Raw genomic sequence first — 22,101 nt, 5'->3', positions numbered from 1 at the left:
TGGGCGGATTGATGCAGGTGAGGAAGATTTTTCCAATGCACGCTCAGCTTGCGCGCCGCCCATGTCCTAAACCAGGGGCATAGCTAACCTGCCAAGCTTGCCGCTGGGCGCTCCGCTGAGAGGGAGTGCGGGCGCATCCGCCCGGTCACGTCCTGCACCCGGTGGACGATGTAGGCGAGATGGCCGCCTTCATCGAAGACGGGGGTGTTGATGGGCGACCAGAATTTCTCGACGAACACCCCATCGGGACCCCGCACGTCGTAGCGCTGGACGGCCATGGCGTCGGCCTGGCCGGTTTCCGCAGCGCGCCGCAGAGAGGCGTAGAGGTTGCTCACGCCGTCGGCGGTCGGGTCGGCCGGGTTGTCCGGAAAAACGTCGAAGATCAGCTCTCCGGCGACAGCCGACCGCTCGATCAGCGTCGCCTGGGCGTAAACCTCGCTGAGGTCGACGATGTGCAGACCCGGACCTGGCTCCAGGATCAGCACGGCCTCATCGCACGTCTCCAGCGACTTCTGGAATTCGGCGCGCAGCCTGTTGGCCCGGGCCAAGCGCGACCCCGGCGGGGCGGGCCCAACCCGAACGCCCCCCACCGCGGCGTTGAGCACGGCGAGTTCACGCTGGCCGGCGGCGATCATCGCCAGGAGCCAGGCTCGCGAACTCTCCTGGTCCTCGGTCCCGAGCAGGGTGCGGTAGCGCTCGATATTGCTCTGGAGAATGAACCTCTGCATCCGCCTCCCGCCCGTGTGGCGCGTGGAGACAAGCACGACCATGGCCCAGCCCCTTTGACGTGCGTCAAGCGCTGGGACCAAGGATGGCGCCGACGAGATGAGAGGTTTCGCACGGCCTGGCCCGGACTATTGAAGGCGCATGGAATCCGTCGACCCCGCCGCCGACCTCCGCGCCGAAGGCGAGCGCCTGCTATACGCCGGCCGGTTCGCGGAGGCCGAAACGCTGATGCGCGCGTTGCTGGAGCGCGCCCCCGACGACGTCTACGCCGAGCAATATCTCTCGCAGGCCCTGCTGGGACAGGGACGCTACGCCGAAGCCTGGCCGCTGCAGGCAAGGCGGCTCGAGGCCGTCGCCCTGGGCTCTCCGCGTCCGCCGCTGGAGGAGCCGGAGTGGCAGGGAGGGCCGGTGGCCGGCAAGCGGCTGCTGGTCATCGGCGAACAGGGGCTGGGCGATCAGATCATGTACGCCCGCTTCGTGCCGGTGCTCCGGGAACTCGGAGCCGACGTCACCCTGCTGTGCCGTGCGAGCCTGACCCGTCTGTTCGAGGCCTCGCTGGACGTGCAGGTGTTCGGCATGGCGGGCAGGGTGGATGTTCCCGACCCGGATTGCTGGGTCCTGACGGCTTCCCTGCCCGCAAAGCTCGGCGTCACCTTGGAGACGCTGCCGACGGCCCCCTATCTGCGCGCCGGCCCGCGGCGCACACCGGGCGCGAGGATCGGAGTGGCGAGCCGCGGCAACCCGCAGCACCGGTTCGACGGCTTCCGCTCACTGCCCGCCGAGGAGGCGGAGCGCCTCCTTGCCCTGCCCGGCGCGATCGATCTCTCGCCCGAGGCCACCGGGGCAAGCGACATGGCCGAGACGGCCGAGATCGTGGCGGGGCTGGATCTGGTCATCGCCGTCGACACGTCCGCCGCCCACCTGGCCGGCGCCCTGGGCAAGCCGGTCTTCGTGCTGCTGCCGGCGATGGGGCTGGACTGGCGCTGGATGGCGGGGCGCAGCGACAGCCCGTGGTACCCGAGCGCCAGGCTGTTTCGGCAGGCGCGCCCTGGAGACTGGCACGCGGTCGTCGACGTGGTGATGGAAGCGGCTCGGGCGGTGATCGAGGGCTAACCCGGAACCTCGGGCGCGCGCCCCGTCCTGGAAGCGGTTTGCGTCAGGCCTTGGGCGCGCGCTTCTTTCGCACCCGCGCCGACTGCAACTCCTGTTCGGGCCTGCAGCCAGTGGTCCACGTCGTGACCGTCCGGGCGGCCCTCGTGATCCCAGATCTGGTAGGCGCGCGCCGCGACCTCGTCGGCCTGCGGGCGGGCGGAGTTCTGGCCAGGTTCAGTCATAGGCGGAGTCTCCGTTGGCGGGACGGGCGGGCCGCCGCCGATGGGCCGGATGGCGGTGCGCGTCAGCACGCGGTCCCGCCGCCTCCACCGCGCATAGGATCTGGGAGAAGCGGTCGATCCCCTCATCCACCAGCCAGTGCATCCGATCGTCGCCGGGATGTCGCGCGGCGGTCAGCCAGGCCTTGCCGTGGGGCGGCGGTGGCAAGGGATGGTCGGCGAGACGCACCTCGTAGATGCGAGCCGTCGCGTAGCAGCGCCAGGCGTAGCGCTGTCCATCGGCCTCGTAGGCGCCGCGGTAAGGAGCGAAGGCGGACATTCTTCTCCCGTGAACGAGGTTACTTGCGAGGCGGGCTGCTCGTCCTTTTCAAATGGGTGTCGGAATCGGGCGACCTGCGTTGATGCAAATCAACGGGGGGACGCAGGGACCTGATGCGCGCCAGGACGGCGCGGGCGATGGCGTGACCTCCCAGGCCCGACGGGCCCAGGCTCGTCCTATGTCGCCAGTTGGGGCGCTCGCGATCGGTGCCCGGCACGTTCTGCGAGAGATGGTCGCCCGCCAGGTCCTCGAGCTGCACGAGGACGAGCTGGCTCTCCGAGGCGGCCAGGAAGCCGTGGATCGCGGCGGCCAGCGGAGGCTCCCAGGCGCTGTCGGCTGACCAGTCGCCGGCCTCACCCGCCTCAACCAGAGCCGCCAACAGCGCCGCCTTGTCCGAGCGGCGCTCGGCGCGCGCTTCGTCCAGCCCCGCCGCCGGCAGCAGGCCCAGCGCGAGGCGCTCGGCGAGATCCTCGCCGGACCACCAGGCCGCGAGCGGCGGCAGGTCGTGGGTCGTGGCGCAGGCCAAGGCCTTCGGCCGATAGTCGACCGGGACGCGGAACGCCTGCCCTTCGCGCTCGAAGCGCATGACGCTGTAGCCGTAGACCTTCGCCGCACTCAGCGCATGCTGCAGCCCGTCCGGCACAGTCCCGAGATCCTCGCCGACCACGAGACATTCGGCGCGGGCGCTCTCCAGGGCGAGGACGCCCAGGAGGTCTTCGAAGGGATAGCTCACATAGGCCCCATCCGCCCCCTCCGCGCCCTCCGGAACCCAAAAGAGACGCCTCAGGCCGAGCACGTGGTCGATGCGGAGCGCGCCGGCGTGACGCATATTGGCCCGCAGCAGATCGGCAAAGCCTTCGTAGCCTTCCGCCGTCCACCGGTGGGGGATCGGCGGCGGCAGAGCCCAGACCTGGCCGTGGGGCGCGAACGCGTCGGGTGGCGCGCCGACCGAGGCGGCCAGGGCGAACCGCTCCTGGCCCGACCAGACCTCCGCGCCATCGGCGGCGGCGCCGACCGCGAGGTCCCGGCACAGGCCCAGGCCCGGCGCCTCTATCGCGGCGGCGGCCAGCTGGGCGTCGCAGCGCCATTGGAGCTGCTCGTGAAAGGCGATGCGGTCCGCGTGGGCGCGGGCGAAGGAGTCCACCTCCGCCCCCGAGGGAGAGCGGAGCCCCTCTGGCCACGTCGCCCAGGGTTGGCCGGGGTGCTGTTCCGCAATTGTCTGGAACAGCGCAAACTGGCGTAGCGCCGGGCCCCGCTCACCCTGAAAGGCGTCAAACGCCTGCGCCTCCGGCGGCGTGAGCGGCGGCAGCGCCTGCAGGGCCGCGGCCTTCGATGTCCACACCGCCGCGTAGTCGATCAGCGCCTCCGCCTGCGCGCCGGCCACAGGACCGACGTCGATGTAGAGCGGATCGATGAAGCGGCGATCGGACGGGTGGTAGGGGCTCACCCGGGTGCGATCGTCGGCGAAGAGCGCGTGCAGGGGATTGATGGCGAGCAGGTTCGCGCCCTCCCCCGCCGCGGCCCGCCCGAGCGCACGCAGGGTGGCGAGATCGCCGATGGACCGCCCAGGCTCCGGGACCGCATAGAGCTGCGCCGACAAGCCGAAGAGGCGCTCGCCGTAGGCGAGCGAAGCAGGTTCGAATGCGCTCGTCGGGACCACGATGAGACGGCCCGCCGCACCGCCCGATCTCAACCCATACCGCCCCGCCGCCAGCAGACCTAAATGAGCGACACCGTCGCGCGCCTGCACGTGCCAGGAGCCGCCCGCCTCGTCGGTGACGAGCAGCCAGGGATCGGCCGCGCGCACCGGCACGACAACAGGTTCATCCGCGCGGCGAACGACACAAGCCGGCAGAATGGCTCGGCGTGGCGCCTCCAGCCGCCAGAGACTGTCCCAGGCGAGGTCCGGCGTGTCCGCCGCAAAGCCCATGGCTGCGAGCAGGGCCCTCTGGCTCTGCGGCGTGACTTGTCGCGCCACGCCGTCGAGCCCCTGCCACACCGAGGCGATGCCCGCCGCCGACGCCACCTGAGCCACGACCGCGTCGTCCGCCGACGCACGCCGGCGGCGCGCGGCCGTCTCCTCGAGGAGCACGACGGAGCGCGCCGCCACCACGACCTGCCGATCGCCAATCGTCTCTGCGCGTGCCGGATCGGCGCTGTCGCTCGCGATGCGCCAGGCATGGCCGTCGCGGGCGTGTGGAACGCGAACCACGCGTTCGCCCTCGCCACGATGGATGACGACGGTGACCCGATCGGGGTCAGGCCCTGGCGCGTAGCGCGCGAGCGCCACCACCAGGGTTTCGGCTTCGGGAGCCTCCCAGCCCGCAGCGTCCAGCGGTGCGCCTTCCGCGTCGGACCACGCGACGTCCGGAAGGGGGCCGTCCCGGGCCTCTCCGTGAAGAAAGGCGTCGGCGGACAGGCTCGGGTGGCGCTGGCGCAGGTCGATGAGCCGGCCGACATAGCCGGCCAGCTCGAGATCCGCCGAGCGCCAGTCGACCCAGCTCGTCTCGTTGTCCTGGCAGTAGGCGTTGTTGTTCCCACCCTGGCTGTGGCCGAGTTCGGCCCCCATCTGCAGCATCGGCGTGCCGCGCGAGACGAGGAGCGTCGCCAGCAGCGCCCGCTGGTCGGCGAGGCGACGCGCCCTCAGATCGGGATCCCCGCTCGGTCCCTCGTGCCCCCCGTTCCACGACCCCTCGTGATCGGAGCCGTCGCGATTGTCTTCGCCGTTCGCGAGATTGTGCTTGGACGCGTAGCTGACGAGGTCGGCCAGGGTGAAGCCGTCGTGGGCGGTGACATAGTTGAGGCTGCGCGAGGGGCGGCCGCGGGCGGCGAAGACGTCTTCCGAACCGGCCAGTCGGGTGGCGAGCTCGCCGAGAGTGGCGCCGCGCCCGCGCCAGAAGCGACGGACCGTCTCCCGATAGCGATCGTTCCACTCGGCGAAGGCCGCGGGAAAGCGGCCGAGCTGATAGCCGCCGGGCCCGATATCCCAGGGCTCGGCGATCAGCTTCAGGCCCCGCAGCTCCGGATCCTGGAGGATGGCCGTGAGCAGGGGCGCTTCGGGGTCGAACCCGTCGCGGCGGCGACCGAGGACGGTGGCGAGGTCGAACCGAAAGCCCGCAAGGCCGCCCCGCCGGACCCAGGTGCGAAGCGCGTCGAGGACCAGACGCACGGTCTGAGGGGCCTCGCAGCGCAGGGTGTTGCCCGTGCCGGCGTCGTTCAGATAGGCGGCCGGGTCGGACGGATCGAGGCGGTAGTAGCCGCGGTTGTCGAGGCCGCGCAGCGAGAGCGTCGGCCCCAGCGCATCGCCCTCGCCCGTGTGATTGAACACCACATCGAGGATCACCTCGATTCCCGCTGCGGCCAGGGCCTCGGTGGCCGCGCGGACCTCGGGCCAGCCGCCGGGCGCAAGGCGCGGATCGGGAGCGCAGAAGGCCACCGGGTTGTAGCCCCAGTAGTTGGTGAGGCCGAGCGCCTGCAGGCGCGGCTCGTCTGCCCAGGCCGCGACCGGCAACAGCTCCAGGGTGGTGACGCCCAGGAGCTTCAGGTGGTCGATGACGGCCGGGTGGGAAAGCCCCGCGAAAGTTCCCCGCTGCCCGTCGGGGACCAGCGGATGAAGCCGCGTCAGCCCGCGGACGTGGGCCTCGTAGATCACGGTCCGGTCCCACGGCACGGAGATCGGCGGCGCCGCGGCCGGCGCATCCCGCATGACGATGGCCTTGGGGACGTGCGGACCGCTGTCAACGCCCTCGCCCGCCGGGGCCAGGTGCGTCCGGTGCAGGCGGATTGGACCGTCCAGGGCGACCGCGTGCGGGTCGATGAGCAGCTTGGATGGATCGAAGCGGAGGCCGTTCGCCGGATCCCAGGGACCGTGGGCCCGCAGGCCATACCGAGCCCCTTCGCCGACGCTGGACAGATGGCCGTGGAAGACCTCGCCCGTCCGCCCCGGCAAGCGGAAACGCTGTTCACCGCCCGCGCCATCGAAGAGGCAGAAGTCGATGGCCGTCGCCGTACCGGAAACGACGGCGATGTTCACGCCTTCGTCGGTCAGCGTCACCCCGAGCGGCTCCGGCGATCCCGTGCTCATCCGCCCGACGGTCATGGTGCTAGCCCCCGCGCTCGCGGACCAGATCCGCGAACAGCTCGGCGTAGAGCTTCGCGGGTCGCGCCCAGGACACGTCGGTCTGCAGTCCCTGCGCCTGGAGCCGGCTCCAGGCGGGCCGATCGCGATAGAGGGCGATCGTCCGGCGAAGGGCGATCTCCAGAGCCGCCACCTCGACGGGGGCGAACTGCACGCCCGTCGCCGCCCCCGACGCCAGCGCCATGGGGGCGGCGTCGATCACCGTATCGGCCAGTCCGCCGACGCGGGCGACCACCGGCACGGCGCCATAGCGCATGGCGCAGAGTTGGGTGAGGCCGCAGGGCTCGAACCGCGACGGCACGAGGATGGCGTCGGCCCCGGCCTGGATCTGGTGGGCGAGGGCTTCGTCGTAGCCCAGCACGCAGGCGATGCGGCCCGGATGGGTACGGGCGGCATGGAGGAGCTCGCCTTCGAGCGCTGCATCGCCGGAACCGAGCAGCGCGAGCTGCCCGCCGTGCGCGATCAGAGTCGGCAAGGCCTGGGCCAGCAGGTCGACGCCCTTCTGCCAGCTCAGCCGGCTCACCACGCCGAACAAGGGCGCGCCGGGATCGCAATCGAGGTGCAGCCGCTCCTGGAGGGCGGCCTTGTCGGCGGCGCGGCCGGCAAGATCGGTGGCGCTGAACGGGGCGGCGATCAGCGGATCTGCGGCCGGGTCCCAGACGTCGGTGTCGACGCCATTGACGATGCCACTCAGCCGGTCCGCGCGGCCGCGCAGGAGACCATCCATTCCCATGCCGCCTTGCGGGGTGCAGATCTCGGCGGCGTAGGTGGGCGAGACGGTGGTGATGCGATCGGCAAGCCGGACGCCTGCCTTGAGGAAGCCAATGTCGCCGTAGTACTCGACGCCATCGGGGGTGAAGGCCTCAGGTCCAAGGCCCAGCCGCCCCAGGAGGGCGCGGTCGAACTGGCCCTGGAAGGCCAGGTTGTGGATGGTGCAGACCACGCCGGGGCGCGGACCGCCGTCGAAGTGCAGATAGGCCGCCGTCAGGCCGGCCTGCCAGTCGTGGGTCTGGACGACCGCGGGTCGATAGCGCGGCGCACAACCCTGGGCGATGTTCGCCCCCATCCGGGCCAGGGCGGCGAAGCGGATCGCATTGTCCCCGAAGTCGCGGCCCTGCGCGTCGGCGTAGGGCCCGCCGTCGCGGTCGTAGAGGTGCGGGGCGTCGAGCACGAAGAGCGGCAGCCCATCCGCCTCGCCGGAGAGAAGCTCGGCCGGTCCGCCGAACCAGTCGTCGAAGCGCCTGATGACCTTTCGCCCTTCGAGGCCGGCAAGCACGGGGCGATAGCCAGGGACCAGGGTTCGCAGGCGAACCTCCTCGCGGGCCAGGGCCTTGGGCAGCGCCCCCACCACATCGGCCAGGCCGCCCGTCTTGACGAGCGGGAAGACCTCGGATGCGACGGCGAGAACCTCGAGCCGGCTCACGAGTTGGCGAGCCTGTCGATCATCTTCTGCGTGATCAGGCAGACGCCGCCTTCGCTGCGGCGGAAGCGGGTGGCGTCGAGTTCGAGGTCCTCGCCGACCACCAGTCCGTCGGGGATGTGCACCCCGCGGTCGACGATAACGTTGCGCAGGCGCACGTGCCGACCGATCGTCACGTCGGGCATGATGACCCCGAGCTCGACGGTGGAGTAGGAGTTGATCCGCACCCGGCTGAACAGCAGCGAACGCCAGATGGTCGAGCCGGAGATCACGCAGCCGCCCGCGACCAGCGACGAAGTGGCGCCGCCGCGGCGGCCGTCTTCGTCATGCACGAACTTCGCCGGAGCGTTCATCTCGCTATAGGTCCAGATCGGCCACGAGTGGTCGTAGAGGTCGAGGTCCGGGATCACCTCCGTCAGGTCGAGGTTGGCGGCGAAATAGCTGTCGATGGTGCCGACGTCGCGCCAATAGGGCTGGGCTTCGGGCGAGGGCCGGATGGCCGAGCGGCTGAAGGGATGCGCCACGGCCTTCGCCTCGCGCACCAGGCGCGGGATGATGTCCTTGCCGAAGTCGTGGCTGGAGTTCGGATCGTCGGCGTCGCGCGCCAGGACATCGACCAGGAACTCGGTGTTGAAGACGTAGATGCCCATGCTGGCCAGGGCCATGTCGGGCCGCCCCGGCATGGCCGGCGGATCCGCCGGCTTCTCCACGAAATCGATGATGCGGTCGTGCTCGTCGACGGCCATGACGCCGAAGCCGGTGGCATCCATGCGCGGGACCTCCAGGCAACCCACGGTCACGTCGGCGCCCTGCTCCACGTGCTGCTGGAGCATGAGCTCGTAGTCCATCTTGTAGACGTGGTCGCCGGCGAGGATGACGATGAAGCGGGTGTCGTAGTCCAGCAGGATGTCGCAGTTCTGGTGCACCGCGTCGGCCGTCCCCTGGTACCACTGATCGGTGATCCGCTGGCTGGCCGGCAGAATGTCGAAGGTCTCGTTGCGCTCGGGCCGGAAGAAGTTCCAGCCGCGCTGCATGTGCCGGATGAGACTGTGGGCCCGGTACTGCGTGGCCACCGCGATGCGGCGAATGCCGGAGTTCAGCGCGTTGGAGAGCGCGAAATCGATGATTCTGAACTTGCCGCCGAAGTAGACCGCGGGCTTGGCCCGCACCTCGGTCATCTCCATCAGCCGCGTGCCCCGGCCCCCGGCCAGCACATAGGCCATCGCCTGGCGCGACAGCGTCGAGCTCACGGTTGGGGAGCCGTTCATGCCTGTGTCCCTCGCCCTCTTGTTCTAAGTCGCCGCGCCGTCGGGCGCATACTGGAAGTAGACCGTCGCCAGCGGCGGAAGCTCGATGTCCGCGCTCGCCGGGAAACCGTGGGACGGCTCGTCGATGGCCACCACCGACCCGAGGTTGCCGTGACCGGAGCCGCCATATTCCGCGGCGTCGGAATTGAATACCTCGCGCCAAACGCCCGCATGGGGCAGGCCGATCCGGTAGCGGCCGCGGGTCACGGGCGTGAAGTTGCAGACCACCGCGACGGGGGGATCGCGGCTGTCGCCACGGCGCAGCCAGGCGGCCACGGACTGCGCCTCGTCGTCGACGACGAGCCAGCGGAAGCCCTCGGGCTCGGCGTCGCCCACGTGCAGGGCGGCCGTCTCACGATAGAGCCGGTTCAGGTCGGCCACGGCGCGCCGGACGCCCTGGTGCGGGGCGTACTGCAGGAGATTCCAGTCGAGCTCGCCGTCGAAGTTCCACTCGGCCCACTGGCCGAACTCCTGACCCATGAACAGCAGCTTCTTGCCGGGATAGCCCCACATGAAACCGTAGTAGGCGCGCAGGCCGGCGAAGCGGCGCCAGTCGTCGCCGGGCATGCGGCCGAGGATCGAGCCTTTGCCATGCACCACCTCGTCATGGGACAGCGGCAGGATGAAGGTCTCGGTGAAGGCGTAGAGCAGGCCGAAGGTCAGCTCGCGATGATGGTGCCGGCGATGCACCGGCTCGCGCGAGATGTAGCGGAGGGTGTCGTTCATCCACCCCATGTTCCACTTGAAGCCGAAACCCAGCCCGCCCTGGTGAACCGGGCGTGAGACGCCGGGCCAGGTGGTGGACTCCTCGGCGATCATCAGGACGTCGGGGTGGGCGGCGTAGACGGCGGTGTTCAGCGCCTTGAGGAAGGCTTCGGCCTCGAGATTCTCCCGCCCGCCGTGGACGTTGGGCGCCCATTCTCCCGGCTGGCGGGAATAGTCGAGGTGCAGCATGGAGGCGACCGCGTCGACGCGCAGGCCGTCCACGTGGAAGACCTCCAGCCAGTAGAGGGCGTTGGCGATCAGGACGTTGGCCACCTCACGTCGGCCGAAGTCGAAGATCGCCGTGTTCCAGTCGGGGTGAAAGCCACGGCGTTCGTCGGCGTCCTCGTAGAGCGGCGTCCCGTCGAAGCGGTAGAGACCGTGGGCGTCCACCGGGAAGTGGGCCGCGGGCCAGTCAAGGATCACGCCAAGACCCGCCGCATGGGCGGCGTCGACGAAGCGCGCAAAGCCGGCCGGATCGCCGAAGCGGCGCGTCGGCGCGAACAGGCCAACCGGCTGATACCCCCACGAGGCGTCGAGCGGATGCTCCGAGATCGGCAACAGCTCGATGTGGGTGTAGCCGAGCCCGGCGGCATAGGGGATCAGGGTGGCGGCGAGCTCGTCGTAGCTCAGGAAGCCGCCCTCCTCGTTCCGCCGCCAGGAGCCGAGGTGGGCCTCGTAGATCGAGATCGGCTTGCGATGCGCAGCGCCCTGGCTGCGGGCCGCGAGGTAGGCCGCATCGGTCCACTGAAAATCATCGACACGCGCCACTACCGAAGCGGTGGCCGGACGCAGCTCGGCGGAGAAGCCGAACGGATCGGCCTTGAGGGGCAGAAGGTCGCCGGCGGCGTCGAGGATCTCGAACTTGTAGCGCGCGCCTTCGGCGACACCGGGCAGGAAGATCTCCCAGACCCCGCTGTCGAGGCGCTTGCGCATCGGGGCGCGGCGTCCATCCCACTGGTTGAAGTCGCCGACCACCGAGACGCGCGAGGCGTTCGGCGCCCAGACGGCGAAACGGACGCCTTCGACGCCGTCGTGGCTCACGGGATGTGCGCCGAGCCTCTCCCACAGCCGGCGATGGGAGCCCTCCACGAGGAGGTGGTCGTCCGTCGGGCCGAGAAGCGGCCCGAAGCGGTAGGCATCCTCGATGGACCAGCGGTCGCTCCCGCGCTCGGCCTCGAGCACGTAGGCGCACCCGAGCATTTCGGCGGCCGCCCCCTCGAAGAGGCCGTCGGGATGCCGTTGGGCGAGCTCGACCGAACGGCCATCGGCCAGGCGTGCGGTCAGACGCTCGGCTCCCGGGACGAAGGCGCGGATCACCATCCCGCGCCCGAGGGCGTGCGGGCCGAGCACGGCGAAGGGATCAGGGTGGCGGCCCTTCACGAGCGCCTCCACCTCCGCCTCGGCCAGGCGTCCATCGGTCTTGGTCGTCTTCCTCAAGCCGGTTTGACCGGTACGCCCCAGATCTCCTCGGCGTAGTCGCGAATGGTGCGGTCGGAGGAGAAGAAGCCCATGTGCGCGGTGTTGAGGATCGCCGAACGCCACCAGGCCGCGGGGTCGCGCCACTTGGCCGCCACCTCCCGCTGCTTCTCGGCATAGGACTGGAAATCGCCGAGCACCAGGAAGTGGTCGTGGCGCACGAGGCCGTCGAGGATATGGCTATAGAGGTTCGGCTCGGCCGGCGAGAAGCCGCCTGAACCGATCTGGTCGAGCACCTGCTGGATCATCGGCGACCGGCGGATGATCTCCTCGGTGCCGAAGCCTTCGCGTCGCCGCTGCTCCACTTCGTGGGCCTCCAGCCCGAAGATGAAGATGTTGTCGTCGCCGACCCGATCCTTGATCTCGACATTGGCGCCGTCGAGCGTGCCGATGGTCAGGGCGCCGTTCAGGGCGAACTTCATGTTGCCTGTCCCCGAAGCCTCCATGCCCGCGGTGGAGATCTGCTCCGAAAGGTCCGAGGCCGGGATCACCGCCTCGGCCAGCGACACATTGTAGTTCGGCAGGAAGACCACCTTCAGAAGCCCGCGCAGGGTGGGATCGTTGTTCACCACATTGGCGACGTCGTTGATCAGCTTGATGACGAGCTTGGCGTTCTGATAGCTCGCCGCCGCCTTGCCGGCGAAGATCTTCACCCGCGGCGTCCAGTTGCGCGTCGGCTGGGCGCGCATCGCATCGTAAAGCGCCACGGTCTCGAGGATGTTGAGGAGCTGGCGCTTGTATTCGTGGATCCGCTTGATGTGGGTGTCGAACATGGCGTCCGGGTCGACCTTCACCCCGAGTCGGCGGTGGATCAGGCCCGAGAGCTGGGCCTTGTGCTCGCGGCGGATGGCCCGGAAGCGCTCCTGTACGCCGGCGTCGTCGGCATAGGCGGCGAAGTCGGCCAGCCGTTCGGTGTTGTCGAGCACCGCCGAACCGACGGTGTCCGCCAGGAGCTGGGTGAGCCCGGGATTGGCCTCCATCAGCCAGCGCCGGAAGGTGATGCCGTTGGTCTTGTTGACGATCCGGTCGGGGTAGAGCCGGTGCAGCGGGGCGAAGACCGTCTGCCGCATGAGGTCGGTGTGAAGCGCCGAGACGCCGTTGACCCGGTGCGAGCCGATGAAGCTCAGCCAGCCCATGCGGACCTGCCGCGCCCCGGACTCCTCGATCAGGGAGACTGCGCCGATCTCAGCCTCGGAGAGCGCCCCCTTGGCGCGTAGCTCGTCGAGATGGCGCGCATTGATCAGGTAGATGATCTGCATGTGCCGCGGCAACATCCGCTCCATCAGCGGCACCGGCCAGTGCTCCAGCGCCTCGGGCAGGAGGGTGTGGTTGGTGTAGTTGAAGGTGCGCCGGCAGACATCCCAGGCGTCGTCCCATTCCACGCCGTGGTTATCGATCAGCAGGCGCATCATCTCGGCGATGGAGATCGCCGGGTGGGTGTCGTTGAGCTGGATCGCCACGTGATCGGGCAGGGTCTTCAGGTCGCCATGCTGGTGCAGGTGGCGACGCACGATGTCCTGCAGGGCGGCCGACGAGAAGAAATGCTCCTGGCGCAGCCGCAGCTCCTGCCCCGCCGGACTGTCGTCGGCCGGGTAGAGCACTTGGGAGATCGCCTGGGCCCGCGATTGCGACGCCAGGGCGCCCAGATGGTCGCCGCGGTTAAAGGCGTCGAGCCGCAAGGGATCGGGGGCGCGGGCTGACCACAGCCGCAAGGTGTTCACGTGCTTGCCGCGCCAGCCGACCATGGGGGTGTCGTAGGCCACCGCCTCCACCGTCTCGGCGGGATGCCAGATGTGGCGGATCTCGCCCTCGGGCGTCTCGCGCGCCTCTACCGAGCCGCCGTAGCTGATGTGATAGACGACGTCGGGACGCTCGAACTCCCACGGATTGCCGCCGGCGAGCCAGGTTTCCGGCAGCTCGGACTGCCAGCCGTCCTTGATCTTCTGGCGGAACATGCCGTGGTCGTAGCGGATGCCGTAGCCGTAGCCGGCGATGCCGAGGCTCGCCATGCTCTCCATGAAGCAGGCGGCGAGACGCCCGAGGCCGCCGTTGCCGAGGGCGGCGTCGGGCTCCACCTCGCGCAGCACCTCGAGATCGACGCCGAGTTCGGCCAGCGCCTTGCGCATGGTCTCCGCCAGCCCGAGGGCGTTCAGGCTGTCGTAGAGCAGCCGTCCGATCAGGAACTCGACGGAGAGGTAGTAAACCCGCTTCGGCTTCTCGGTGTAGATCGTCCGCGTCGTCGGGAACCAGGCGTCGACGATCCGGTCGCGCACCGCGAGCGCCGTGGCCATGAACCAGTCGTGCTCGGTGGCGACGATCGGATCCTTGCCGACCGAATAGGCGAGCTTGGCCACGATGGCGCGCCGAAGCGCCGCCACGTCCTGGTCTTCCGTGGGCAGTGCGATCCTGACCGCCACGTCGGACGATGCGCTCATGATGCTCTCAAAACCTCTCGATACTGTGCGCAGTCTGTCCGGCGCGGGCGAGCGCGCAAGAGGCCACGATGGATCAGGGCCGAAACCGTGTGCTCGCCGTCAGGCGTCAACGACCTGGGGCTGAGGTGGCTCCATCTGCAGCAGGATGTGCGAGAAGTCTTCGATCGCCTCGTCGATCAGCCAGCTGAATTCCGGCTCGCCGCGAAAGGGGCTCTTGCGGATCCACTTCTTGCCCCGGGGCGCCGGAAGGGCCGGATCCCCCTCACGCACTTCATAGACTCGCGCGGTCGCATAGCAGCGCCAGCGGAACGAGCGCCCGTCATGCTCGTAGGCGCCACCGTAGGCCTGGAACGCGGACATCAACTGCCTCCCTAGGACAGAACGCCAATTCCCCGCCATCCCCCGTAGAGCCATACATTAGGCGGGACGGCGGCCGTTGATCGAAATCAACCATCGAGCGCAGCCTTCCGAATGCACCGCGCCTGAAAAACGATCACCGGCTGACCGGAAAAACGGCGGAGCCTGCGGAACGTTCCGCCCGCGTCGCTGGTTTGTCCTCTCCGCCGCGCGACAAGGGTGATCGCGGCCCCGTCGTGAACTCCGCAAAAGAAGGGTTTAGGCTCCCGAGGCGCCAGACGCCGCGCCAGGGAGCGAACCCATGTCCGACATCGTCGAGGCCCTGACCGCCGCCTTCGGCGCCACGGAGGTGATCACCGGCGAGGCGGCGCGGGAGCGGGCGCGCAGCGGCTGGGCCCGGCTTGGCGCGCCCTTGGCCATCGTGCGCCCGAGAACCACCGCGGAGGTCTCCACGATCCTGCGCCTGGCCCACGACCACCGCCAGCCAGTCGTTCCCTGGGGCGGCCTGACCGGCCTGGTCGAAGGCGCCTACGCCGAAGGCGCGGTCGCCCTGTCCCTGGAGCGGATGCGGGCGGTGCGTGAGGTGGATCCGGTCGAGCGCACGCTCACCGTCGAGGCGGGCTGTCCCCTCGAGAGCGCCGCGGCGGCCGCCGAGGCCGCCGGCCTCTTCCTGCCGATCGACATCGGCGCGCGCGGGTCGGCGACCGTCGGCGGCGCCATCTCCACCAACGCCGGCGGCAACCGCGTGCTTCGCTGGGGCATGATGCGCGAAAGCGTCCTGGGGCTGGAGGCCGTTCTGGCCGACGGCGAGGTGGTCACGAGCCTCAACACCCTGGTCAAGAACAACGCCGGCTATGATCTGAAGCACCTGTTCATCGGCTCGGAGGGGACGCTGGGCCTCGTCACGCGCGCGGTGCTGCGCCTGCGGCCCCGCCCCACGAGCCAGGCAACCGCCTTTGTGGCGGTCAACCGCTTCGACGCTCTGCCCGCCCTGCTCTCGGCGGCGTCCGCCGGACTCGGCGGGACCCTCTCCGCCTTCGAGGTGATGTGGGCCGACTTCTACGATCTCGTCACCACCCCGCCGGCCCAGGGGCGAGCGCCCCTCCCCCGCGGCGCGCCCTACTATGTCTTGCTGGAGACTCTCGGCTCGGACGCCGCGGCCGATGGGGAGCGCCTCGAGACCGTGCTCGGCGAGGCGCTCGCCTTCGGGACCATCACCGATGCGGCGATCGCCAAGTCCGAAGCCGAGCGCAACGCCATGTGGGCGCTGCGCGACGACGTCGGCCAGACCGCCCGCAACGGCCCGATCTACGCGTTCGACGTCAGCCTTCGGATCGGTGAGATGGAAGCCTACGTGGCGCAGGTCCGCGCGGCCCTCGGCGCACGCTGGGGTGAGGCGGCCTCGCTGACCGTCTTCGGCCACCTGGGCGACGGCAATCTGCACCTGATCGCCGGGGTGGGAGCGCGCTCGCCCGAGCTGCAGCAGGAGGTGGAGGCGGCCGTCTACGGCCCTCTCGCCAGTATCGGCGGCTCGATCTCAGCCGAACATGGCGTCGGCCTGCAGAAGCGCGCGTTCCTTCACCTGTCCCGGTCGCCCGCCGAGATCGCGCTCATGCGCAGGTTGAAGACGGCCATGGATCCGCAGGGGATCCTCAATCCCGGCAAGATCATCGCGACCTGAAGACACAGGAACTTGGCGATCGCCTCGGAGGCCGTGGCTCCAGCCTCGTCCTTTGTTGCTATACCGAAGGCCGCCCAATGCCTGTCCGACAGGAGAAGACGACCTTGCAGCTCCGAGCCTTCGCCCTGGTCACCGCGCTCGCCGCCGCCGCCTCGCCGAGCCTCGCGGAGCCGACCCGGGTCGCGGTCCGCGCCCAGGCCCTCGACGCCAAGTTCATCGGCGATCACACGGGCGGTGTGGGGGTCACGATTCGCGACGCCCGCAGCGGCAAGGTGCTGTCGCAGGGTCTCATCCGCGGCGGGACGGGCGACACGGCGCGCATCATGAAGACGCCGCCGGCACGCTATGGCCGGGTCTCCGACGACCAGACGGCCGGCTTTGTCGCCATGGTGGACATCGCCGAGCCGACCCTGGTCCGCATCGAGGCGGAGGGGCCGCTCGGCAGACCAGCGTCGGCGACGACGGTCTCGTCGACCCTTTGGCTCCTGCCCGGCCACAATATCGACGGCGATGGCATCGTGCTGATGTTCCCCGGGCTGGTCGTCGAACCCACCGTCATCCTCGACGGTCCCGACCGGTTCCGCATCACCGCAAAGGTCAGTCCCATGTGCGGCTGCCCCATCGAGGCGAACGGGATCTGGGACGCCGCCAACTACTCGGTTCGCGCGACGCTCCTGCGCCACAACCGGGCCGTGGCCGAAACGGCTCTGGCCTTCACTGGCCGGACGGGGGAATACGCGGGCGTCTTGCCGAAGGCCGACGCCGATGGCGACACCCTTCGTGTCGTGGCCTTCGACAGTCGGACGCCCAATACGGGTGTCGCGATGGCGACCATCCCAACCGGACGGTAGCGGCTTCCCTCCGACGGGTTGCAGCGCCTGGCGCCTCGCGCTGGCCACGGCGGCAACGAAGGGCGGCGAAAGCGCCAACGAAAAAGGGCCGGAGAAACTCTCCAGCCCCTACAAGCCTTTGCGATGGTACCGCCCTCCCGGATCGAACGGGAGACCTCCAGAGCCACAATCTGGCGCTCTAACCAACTGAGCTAGGGCGGCGCATCGCGAGCGCCGGTTCTAGTCGCGCATCCCAACGCGATCAAGGCCTGCGAAGCGCGCCCGCGCACAGGCAAAGAAAAAGCCCGGAGGCAGACGCCTCCGGGCTTTCGATCCAGTTGTCCCGCAAGCCTATTTCGGCAGGCGGAACGCGATCGGGATCCGGACCGTGCCGCCGGAAACCGGGGCGCCGTCCTTGGTCATGGGCCGCATCTTGAACAGCTTGCTGAGCTTGATGGCGGCGTCGCCGAAGCCGGCGCCGTCAGGGCTCTCTTCGACCACCGAGCAGCCCGTGAGGGTGCCTTGGGCGGTGACCGTGCAGCTCAAGGACGCGCGGCCCTCGATGTTCATCCGCTGAGCGCGATCCGGGTAGTAGCGGGCGAGGTCTTCGCCGCTCGGACGACGCAGCCAGTCGGGCTGGGTGATCACCGAAGGACGAGGCGGCTCAGGCGGCGGCGGGGCCGGCGGCTTGGGCTCCTCGATACGGTGCTCAACCGGCGGAACCGGCAGCGGCGGGATGGTCGGCGTGTTGGGCACGGCGACCGGCGGACGCGGCTGCAGCTTCGGCGGCGGAGGCGGCGGCGTATTCGGCGGAGGCGGAGGCGGCGGAGGCGGGGGCGGCGGCGGCACCGGCTTGATCAGCGCCACATCCGTCACGTCTTCCGAGTAGTCCTTGAAGTTCGCTTCGAACTTGCTCTTCCACAGATAGAACGCCAGCGCAGCGTGAACGGCGACGACGATGATGATCGCCACCCCCATGCCTTTGCTGCGCTTGGGCCGCGGGTCGTCAAACGGGTTGTGCGTCGGGTGGGCGACGTCGTGTGTGTCAGACATACGTCACCGCCTACTTCCGCTTGTCTTCGCCGACCAGGGCCACGCTGTAGAAACCGTTGTCCTGCAGCATGTTCATGACGCCCATGAAGTCGCCGTAGAGCACTTCCTTGTCGGCGCGGATGAAGATCCGCTCCTTGGTCGGATTCCGGCGCTCGCCAAGGTGGGCCCGAAGGTCGTCACCGAGGGTGGCCAGATCGGTCGGCTTGTCCATGAGGAACAGCCGTCCGTTGCTCTGGATGGAGATATAGACTGGCTTGGGGGGGTTGGTCCCCGGCTTGGCGACGGCGGGTGGGAGATCCACCTTCACCGTCACCGCAGCCAGAGGAGCCGCAACCATGAAGATGATCAGCAGGACCAGCATCACATCCACGAAGGGGGTGACGTTGATGTCGCTGTTCGCCTCTTCTTGGTACTTGCCCCCAGAGCCTGCGAGTTTGGCTCCCATGTGGCTTAGGCTCCTTTGTCGAGCTGCCGGGAGATCGCGTTCATCAGTTCAGCCACAAAGCCTTCCGTCCGCGCGCCGTAGGCGGAGATGCGGGTCTGGAAGTAGTTGTAGAAGATAACCGACGGGATGGCGGCGGCGAGGCCCAGACCGGTGGCGAGCAGGGCCTCGGCGATGCCGGGGGCCACGACGGCCAGGTTGGTCGTGTTCGTGTTCGCGATGCCGATGAACGAGTCCATGATGCCGTACACGGTGCCGAACAGACCGATGAACGGACCGTTGGAGCCGACGGAGGCCAGGAACTGCATGCCGCTGGAGAGGCGGCGGGTCAGCGAGGCCTGAACGGCGCCCACCGCGGCTTCAGCCCGGTGGATGGTGGTCTCGCGATGTTCGGCAGCGACCTTCAGGCCGGCCTGACGGGACAGTTCGATTTCCTGAGCGGCCGCGGCGGCCATGTCGGCCAGCGGGTTGCCCTCGAACTCTTCCGAGGTGGCGATACGGCCCATGTCGTTGATCGACTTGGCGCCGCGGAAGGCTTCCAGGAAGCCGTCCGACACGCGGTTCAGCGAGCGGAACTCGATCAGCTTGGTGATCAGCAGGGTCCACGAGAAGACCGAGGCGAGCACGAGGCCGATCATCACCACCTTCACGACGGGCTTAGCGTCGAGGAACATGGTGCCGATGTTGATCTTGCCGCCGTGTTGCATCTGCGGAGGCAGGTCCGCGGCCGGAGCGGCGGCGGCAGCGGCGGCCGGAGCCGCAGCAGGAGCGGCCGCGGCGTCAGCCGGGGCGGCGGGAGCGGCGTTCTGGGCGAACGCCGGCGCGCTCGACATCAGCGCGATCGCGCCGACGAGAGCGATGAAAGGGGTCTTCAGTTTGTTGTCGAGCATCTGTCGCCAGTTCCTGGTTGGTCTAGCACGATTGGCCGGAGGGTCGTCGCGCGAGAGCGTCTCCACCCTAGTTGAAACAAGCCCGCCGCCCTGACCCGACTGATCGAGCCCGAGCGGCAGAACCGCTGTCGCCGCGCCCGACCCGTAACGCGTACTCCCAACGAGGCGTGGAAGGGTGGCGTTTCGAAGGCGCGTGGCGACTTCGCCTTCCCCAAGGGGATCTTGAAGTCTTACCGCTTTGTTAGACGTGCGGCCTCGGTCCTTTGGCAACCCCTTATAATTGCGTCAAGGGGTCAGAATACGGATCAGAGGGTCGGGAGGACTTTGCCGCGCCGCGGTATGCTGCGATGCACAATAGAGGCGCCGAGGGGGCGCTGAGCAATTCTACCGATACGGGTATTTACGATATTGCATCGCAGCAATTTCGCGGAACCGCGATTTCAGCACGAGTTGAATTTTGGACCGCCATCTGCGGCCCCTCGCACCCGACCGCGAGCTCAAAACATCAAATGCGAGAAATACGGATGAGGGGCCGCCCCGGGGCGGCCCCTCGCGGCCCGCTCGCCGCGCTTTCGCCGCGCGACGAACCGCGCGAACCGAGCCGTCGAAGCTATGATCGTGGGGGAACGCCTTGGCCATGAGGCGAACGGGCGCAGCGCAACTGGTCGCAGGTGTCGCACCCGGCGTCGGATACGGCTGACTTTTGAAAATGGAAAGGATGGTGCCTGGGGGCGGATTCGAACCACCGACACGCGGATTTTCAATCCGCTGCTCTACCAACTGAGCTACCCAGGCGAGGGCCGCCGACGCGGGAGCCGCGTCTATAAAAGAGCCGATCCGGGAAGTCCAGTAAGCGCCTTCAGTCTTCTTCGCCCGCCTCGGAAGGCCCGTGCTCGTCCTCGGCGGCGGGGATCGCATAGCCTCCCGAGAGCCACCGCTGCAGATCCACGTCGGCGCAGCGCTTGGAGCAGAACGGCCGGTATTCAGCGACGGGCGGCTTGCCGCAGATCGGGCACCGGGGCGAGGTCATTGCGCGGCCACCTCCAGGCGTTCACGTGGCGAGGCGGGGTCGGCCTCCACATGGAATCGCGCGCCGAGCCGTTCCGTAAGCTGGACCACGAGTGGCGCGGCGGCAGCCGCCACAGGCGGGGCGCACCTGGCGATCAGCCTTGCGCCCCCTTGCGCCTCGGCCTCGGTCTCCAGGCGTCGCACCAGGCGCTGGGCGAGTGTTCGATCGGAGAGCGCGCCATCTGGCCCTGCGAGGATTTCGACCAAAGGTCGGCTGCGCCGGGGCAGCGACAGCTCCATCGTTCCGAAACGCCCCACCGGCCCAATCGCAACTCCGGGGTTGTCCGGGCCGAACGCGGCCCGAGCCGCCGCCAGCAGGGCCTGGCCATCGTGACCGCGCCCGACGAGGTCGATCACCACGATCCCGCCCAGTCCCTTGAGACGCAGCAGCCGGGCTGCTTCGTGCAGTGCCGCCAGGTTCGCTTGCCGGGTGACGCGCTTGGCGTCGGCGCCCTTGCGAACCCCAAGGTCCACATCGATCGAAACCAGGGCTCGCGTCGGCTCGACGGCGATGTCCCCGCCGCCGGGCAGCGGGTGAACCGACTCCAGGACCTCGGCCTCGGCCTCGTCGGCCACGTCCCGGGCCGTACGGCCGGTGACGATCTCGGCATCCCGGGCGTGCACGCGCAATTCCGATTCGAGATCGGCCGCCGGCGCCAGCAGGCGCGGCGCCCCCTCCGCCGGCCCGAGCCAGCGGGCGACCGCCTGCTTGCCCCGGCGCGGTTCGCTGCGAATCTCGACCTCCACCGACTGGCCGACCACCGGCCGCGCGTCCGGCTTGAAGGGCAGGATGGCCTCGGCGCCAGCGCCCAGATCGAGGAAGGCAGTGGCAAGCGCGGGCTCGACGCTGGCCACCCGGGCCACTGAACGCGCGCCGAGCAGCAGGCGCGGATCGTCGTCGTCGCGTCGAATGAGCAGCCGCTCGGGCCGGTCGTCCAAAGTGACGACTCCCCTCGCCTCGCCGGGGCAGCGATCGAGGTAGAGACGACGTCGGCTCATGGAATCGCGAAGCCGAGGCCGCGCAACAGATTGGCGGCTTCATAGAGCGGCAGTCCGACGACGCCCGAGTACGAGCCCTGCAGCCCCATCACGAACGCAGCCGCCCGTCCCTGGATGGCATAGCCGCCAGCCTTTCCGATCCCTTCCCCGCAACGGATGTAGCTCGCCACCTCGACTTCCCCGAGCCGCTTGAAGGCGACGCGCGTGTCCGACAGGCGGCTTGATCGACGGCCGTCGGGAGCGACGACGCTGACGGCTGTCAGGACATGGTGATTGCGGCCGGAGAGGAGCTCCAGGCAGACGCGCACCTCGGCGTCAGCTTCGGCCTTGGGGAGGATGCGCCGGCCAACGGCCACCACGGTGTCGGCCGCCAGCACGTAGGCGCCGGCATGCCTAGCCGCCAGGGCGTCGGCCTTGGCCGATGCGAGACGCAGGGCCAGGGCGCGCGGTGTTTCCTTGCGGAGCGGAGTTTCGTCGAGCTCAGCCGGGTCGACATGGTGAGGCTCGACGCCGATCTGGCGCAGCAAGGCGAGCCGCCTCGGGCTCTCGGAGGCCAGCACCAGTCGCTGGAGCGTCGACGACAAGGCGGCCGTCGGTCCTTTAGCGAACGCGGAAGGTGATGCGGCCCTTGGTCAGGTCGTAGGGCGTCATCTCTACGAGCACCTTGTCGCCCGCCGAAACCCGGATGCGGTTCTTGCGCATCTTGCCGGCCGTATGGGCGATGATCTCGTGTTCGTTTTCGAGCTTCACGCGGAAGGTCGCGTTCGGAAGCACTTCCGTGACCGTTCCGGGAAACTCCAGCAGTTCTTCTTTCGCCATGCAGGCTCCGAGAGGGGCATAAAAACGACGGCTCGCGCCTTTACG

General features: G+C 69.1%; 19 protein-coding genes and 2 tRNA genes. 3 read left to right on the top strand and 18 right to left on the bottom strand.

From position 1 onward, the window contains the following. Window positions 1-83 precede the first annotated feature (83 nt). On the bottom strand, window positions 84-770 hold the full coding sequence (locus DJ017_RS10830) for a hypothetical protein (protein WP_227000107.1): 687 nt from the start codon (window positions 768-770) through the stop codon (window positions 84-86). Window positions 771-867: 97 nt separating this feature from the next. Here DJ017_RS10830 and DJ017_RS10825 point away from each other — a divergent pair, with 97 nt between their 5' ends. Next, the gene (locus DJ017_RS10825) at window positions 868-1,839 is read left to right on the top strand and encodes a glycosyltransferase family 9 protein (RefSeq protein ID WP_111528735.1); all 972 of its coding nucleotides are present in this window, start codon (window positions 868-870) and stop codon (window positions 1,837-1,839) included. Here DJ017_RS10825 and DJ017_RS21045 read toward each other — a convergent pair. The 8 genes from DJ017_RS21045 to DJ017_RS10790 all read right to left on the bottom strand — a co-directional run bounded on the left by DJ017_RS21045 (window position 1,836) and on the right by DJ017_RS10790 (window position 14,277). Then, complete coding sequence (locus DJ017_RS21045; RefSeq protein ID WP_165830600.1) at window positions 1,836-2,060, bottom strand: DUF2934 domain-containing protein; 225 nt, start codon at window positions 2,058-2,060, stop codon at window positions 1,836-1,838. The genes DJ017_RS10825 and DJ017_RS21045 overlap by 4 nt on opposite strands. Then, the gene (locus DJ017_RS20365; protein WP_165830599.1) at window positions 2,053-2,376 is read right to left on the bottom strand and encodes a hypothetical protein; all 324 of its coding nucleotides are present in this window, start codon (window positions 2,374-2,376) and stop codon (window positions 2,053-2,055) included. The genes DJ017_RS21045 and DJ017_RS20365 overlap by 8 nt, the downstream gene beginning before the upstream one ends. Before the next feature lie 19 nt (window positions 2,377-2,395). After that, window positions 2,396-6,475 carry a glycogen debranching protein GlgX gene (gene glgX / locus DJ017_RS10815; protein ID WP_111528733.1) on the bottom strand — a complete coding sequence of 1,360 codons (4,080 nt, stop codon included), beginning with the start codon at window positions 6,473-6,475 and terminating at the stop codon, window positions 2,396-2,398. A 4-nt stretch (window positions 6,476-6,479) separates the two neighbouring features. After that, on the bottom strand, window positions 6,480-7,937 hold the full coding sequence (gene glgA, locus DJ017_RS10810) for a glycogen synthase GlgA (RefSeq protein WP_111528732.1): 1,458 nt from the start codon (window positions 7,935-7,937) through the stop codon (window positions 6,480-6,482). Further along, the gene (gene glgC, locus DJ017_RS10805) at window positions 7,934-9,202 is read right to left on the bottom strand and encodes a glucose-1-phosphate adenylyltransferase (RefSeq protein ID WP_111528731.1); all 1,269 of its coding nucleotides are present in this window, start codon (window positions 9,200-9,202) and stop codon (window positions 7,934-7,936) included. The genes glgA and glgC overlap by 4 nt, the downstream gene beginning before the upstream one ends. Before the next feature lie 24 nt (window positions 9,203-9,226). Continuing rightward, window positions 9,227-11,443, bottom strand: a complete 2,217-nt coding sequence (glgB, locus tag DJ017_RS10800) for a 1,4-alpha-glucan branching protein GlgB (RefSeq protein ID WP_227000106.1) — start codon at window positions 11,441-11,443, stop codon at window positions 9,227-9,229. Next, the gene (locus DJ017_RS10795; RefSeq protein ID WP_111528730.1) at window positions 11,440-13,917 is read right to left on the bottom strand and encodes a glycogen/starch/alpha-glucan phosphorylase; all 2,478 of its coding nucleotides are present in this window, start codon (window positions 13,915-13,917) and stop codon (window positions 11,440-11,442) included. The genes glgB and DJ017_RS10795 overlap by 4 nt, the downstream gene beginning before the upstream one ends. A 99-nt stretch (window positions 13,918-14,016) precedes the next feature. Beyond that, window positions 14,017-14,277, bottom strand: a complete 261-nt coding sequence (locus tag DJ017_RS10790; protein WP_111528729.1) for a hypothetical protein — start codon at window positions 14,275-14,277, stop codon at window positions 14,017-14,019. A gap of 298 nt (window positions 14,278-14,575) precedes the next feature. On the opposite strand from DJ017_RS10790, the gene DJ017_RS10785 reads away from it, so the two are divergent. Together DJ017_RS10785 and DJ017_RS10780 are read left to right on the top strand one after the other, a co-directional pair. Continuing rightward, window positions 14,576-15,955: an FAD-binding oxidoreductase gene (locus DJ017_RS10785; RefSeq protein ID WP_111528728.1), complete on the top strand. Its 1,380-nt coding sequence runs from the start codon at window positions 14,576-14,578 to the stop codon at window positions 15,953-15,955. 104 nt (window positions 15,956-16,059) lie between these two features. Then, window positions 16,060-16,806: a hypothetical protein gene (locus tag DJ017_RS10780; RefSeq protein WP_111528727.1), complete on the top strand. Its 747-nt coding sequence runs from the start codon at window positions 16,060-16,062 to the stop codon at window positions 16,804-16,806. Window positions 16,807-16,930: 124 nt separating this feature from the next. On the opposite strand, the gene DJ017_RS10775 is transcribed toward DJ017_RS10780, so the two are convergent. From DJ017_RS10775 to infA, 9 genes are all read right to left on the bottom strand, one after another. Then, a tRNA-His gene (locus tag DJ017_RS10775) sits at window positions 16,931-17,007 on the bottom strand. Window positions 17,008-17,136: 129 nt separating this feature from the next. Beyond that, on the bottom strand, window positions 17,137-17,838 hold the full coding sequence (locus tag DJ017_RS10770) for an energy transducer TonB (RefSeq protein ID WP_111528726.1): 702 nt from the start codon (window positions 17,836-17,838) through the stop codon (window positions 17,137-17,139). 10 nt (window positions 17,839-17,848) lie between these two features. Next, window positions 17,849-18,283, bottom strand: coding sequence for a biopolymer transporter ExbD (locus DJ017_RS10765; protein ID WP_111528725.1), 435 nt, complete (start codon window positions 18,281-18,283; stop codon window positions 17,849-17,851). Between the two features lie 5 nt (window positions 18,284-18,288). Continuing rightward, entirely contained in the window at window positions 18,289-19,170 is an 882-nt protein-coding gene (locus DJ017_RS10760; protein WP_111528724.1) for a MotA/TolQ/ExbB proton channel family protein, read from the bottom strand. A 719-nt stretch (window positions 19,171-19,889) separates the two neighbouring features. After that, window positions 19,890-19,965, bottom strand: a tRNA-Phe gene (locus DJ017_RS10755). Window positions 19,966-20,029: 64 nt separating this feature from the next. Further along, window positions 20,030-20,200, bottom strand: a complete 171-nt coding sequence (locus DJ017_RS10750; protein WP_111528723.1) for a DNA gyrase inhibitor YacG — start codon at window positions 20,198-20,200, stop codon at window positions 20,030-20,032. Next, entirely contained in the window at window positions 20,197-21,237 is a 1,041-nt protein-coding gene (locus tag DJ017_RS10745) for a ribonuclease E/G (RefSeq protein ID WP_111528722.1), read from the bottom strand. Before DJ017_RS10745 ends, DJ017_RS10750 begins: the two co-directional genes overlap by 4 nt. Then, window positions 21,234-21,821 (bottom strand): Maf family nucleotide pyrophosphatase, encoded by a 588-nt coding sequence (locus tag DJ017_RS10740; protein WP_111528721.1) that lies wholly within the window; start codon window positions 21,819-21,821, stop codon window positions 21,234-21,236. Before DJ017_RS10740 ends, DJ017_RS10745 begins: the two co-directional genes overlap by 4 nt. Before the next feature lie 16 nt (window positions 21,822-21,837). Beyond that, window positions 21,838-22,056 (bottom strand): translation initiation factor IF-1, encoded by a 219-nt coding sequence (gene infA, locus DJ017_RS10735; RefSeq protein WP_111528720.1) that lies wholly within the window; start codon window positions 22,054-22,056, stop codon window positions 21,838-21,840. Window positions 22,057-22,101 lie beyond the last annotated feature (45 nt).

Origin of the sequence: Phenylobacterium soli, assembly GCF_003254475.1 — a bacterium.
In the GTDB taxonomy this organism is placed as follows: domain Bacteria; phylum Pseudomonadota; class Alphaproteobacteria; order Caulobacterales; family Caulobacteraceae; genus Phenylobacterium; species Phenylobacterium soli.
The sequence above is the reverse complement of the archived record's forward strand: the minus strand, read 5'-3'. Positions and strand labels throughout refer to the sequence as shown.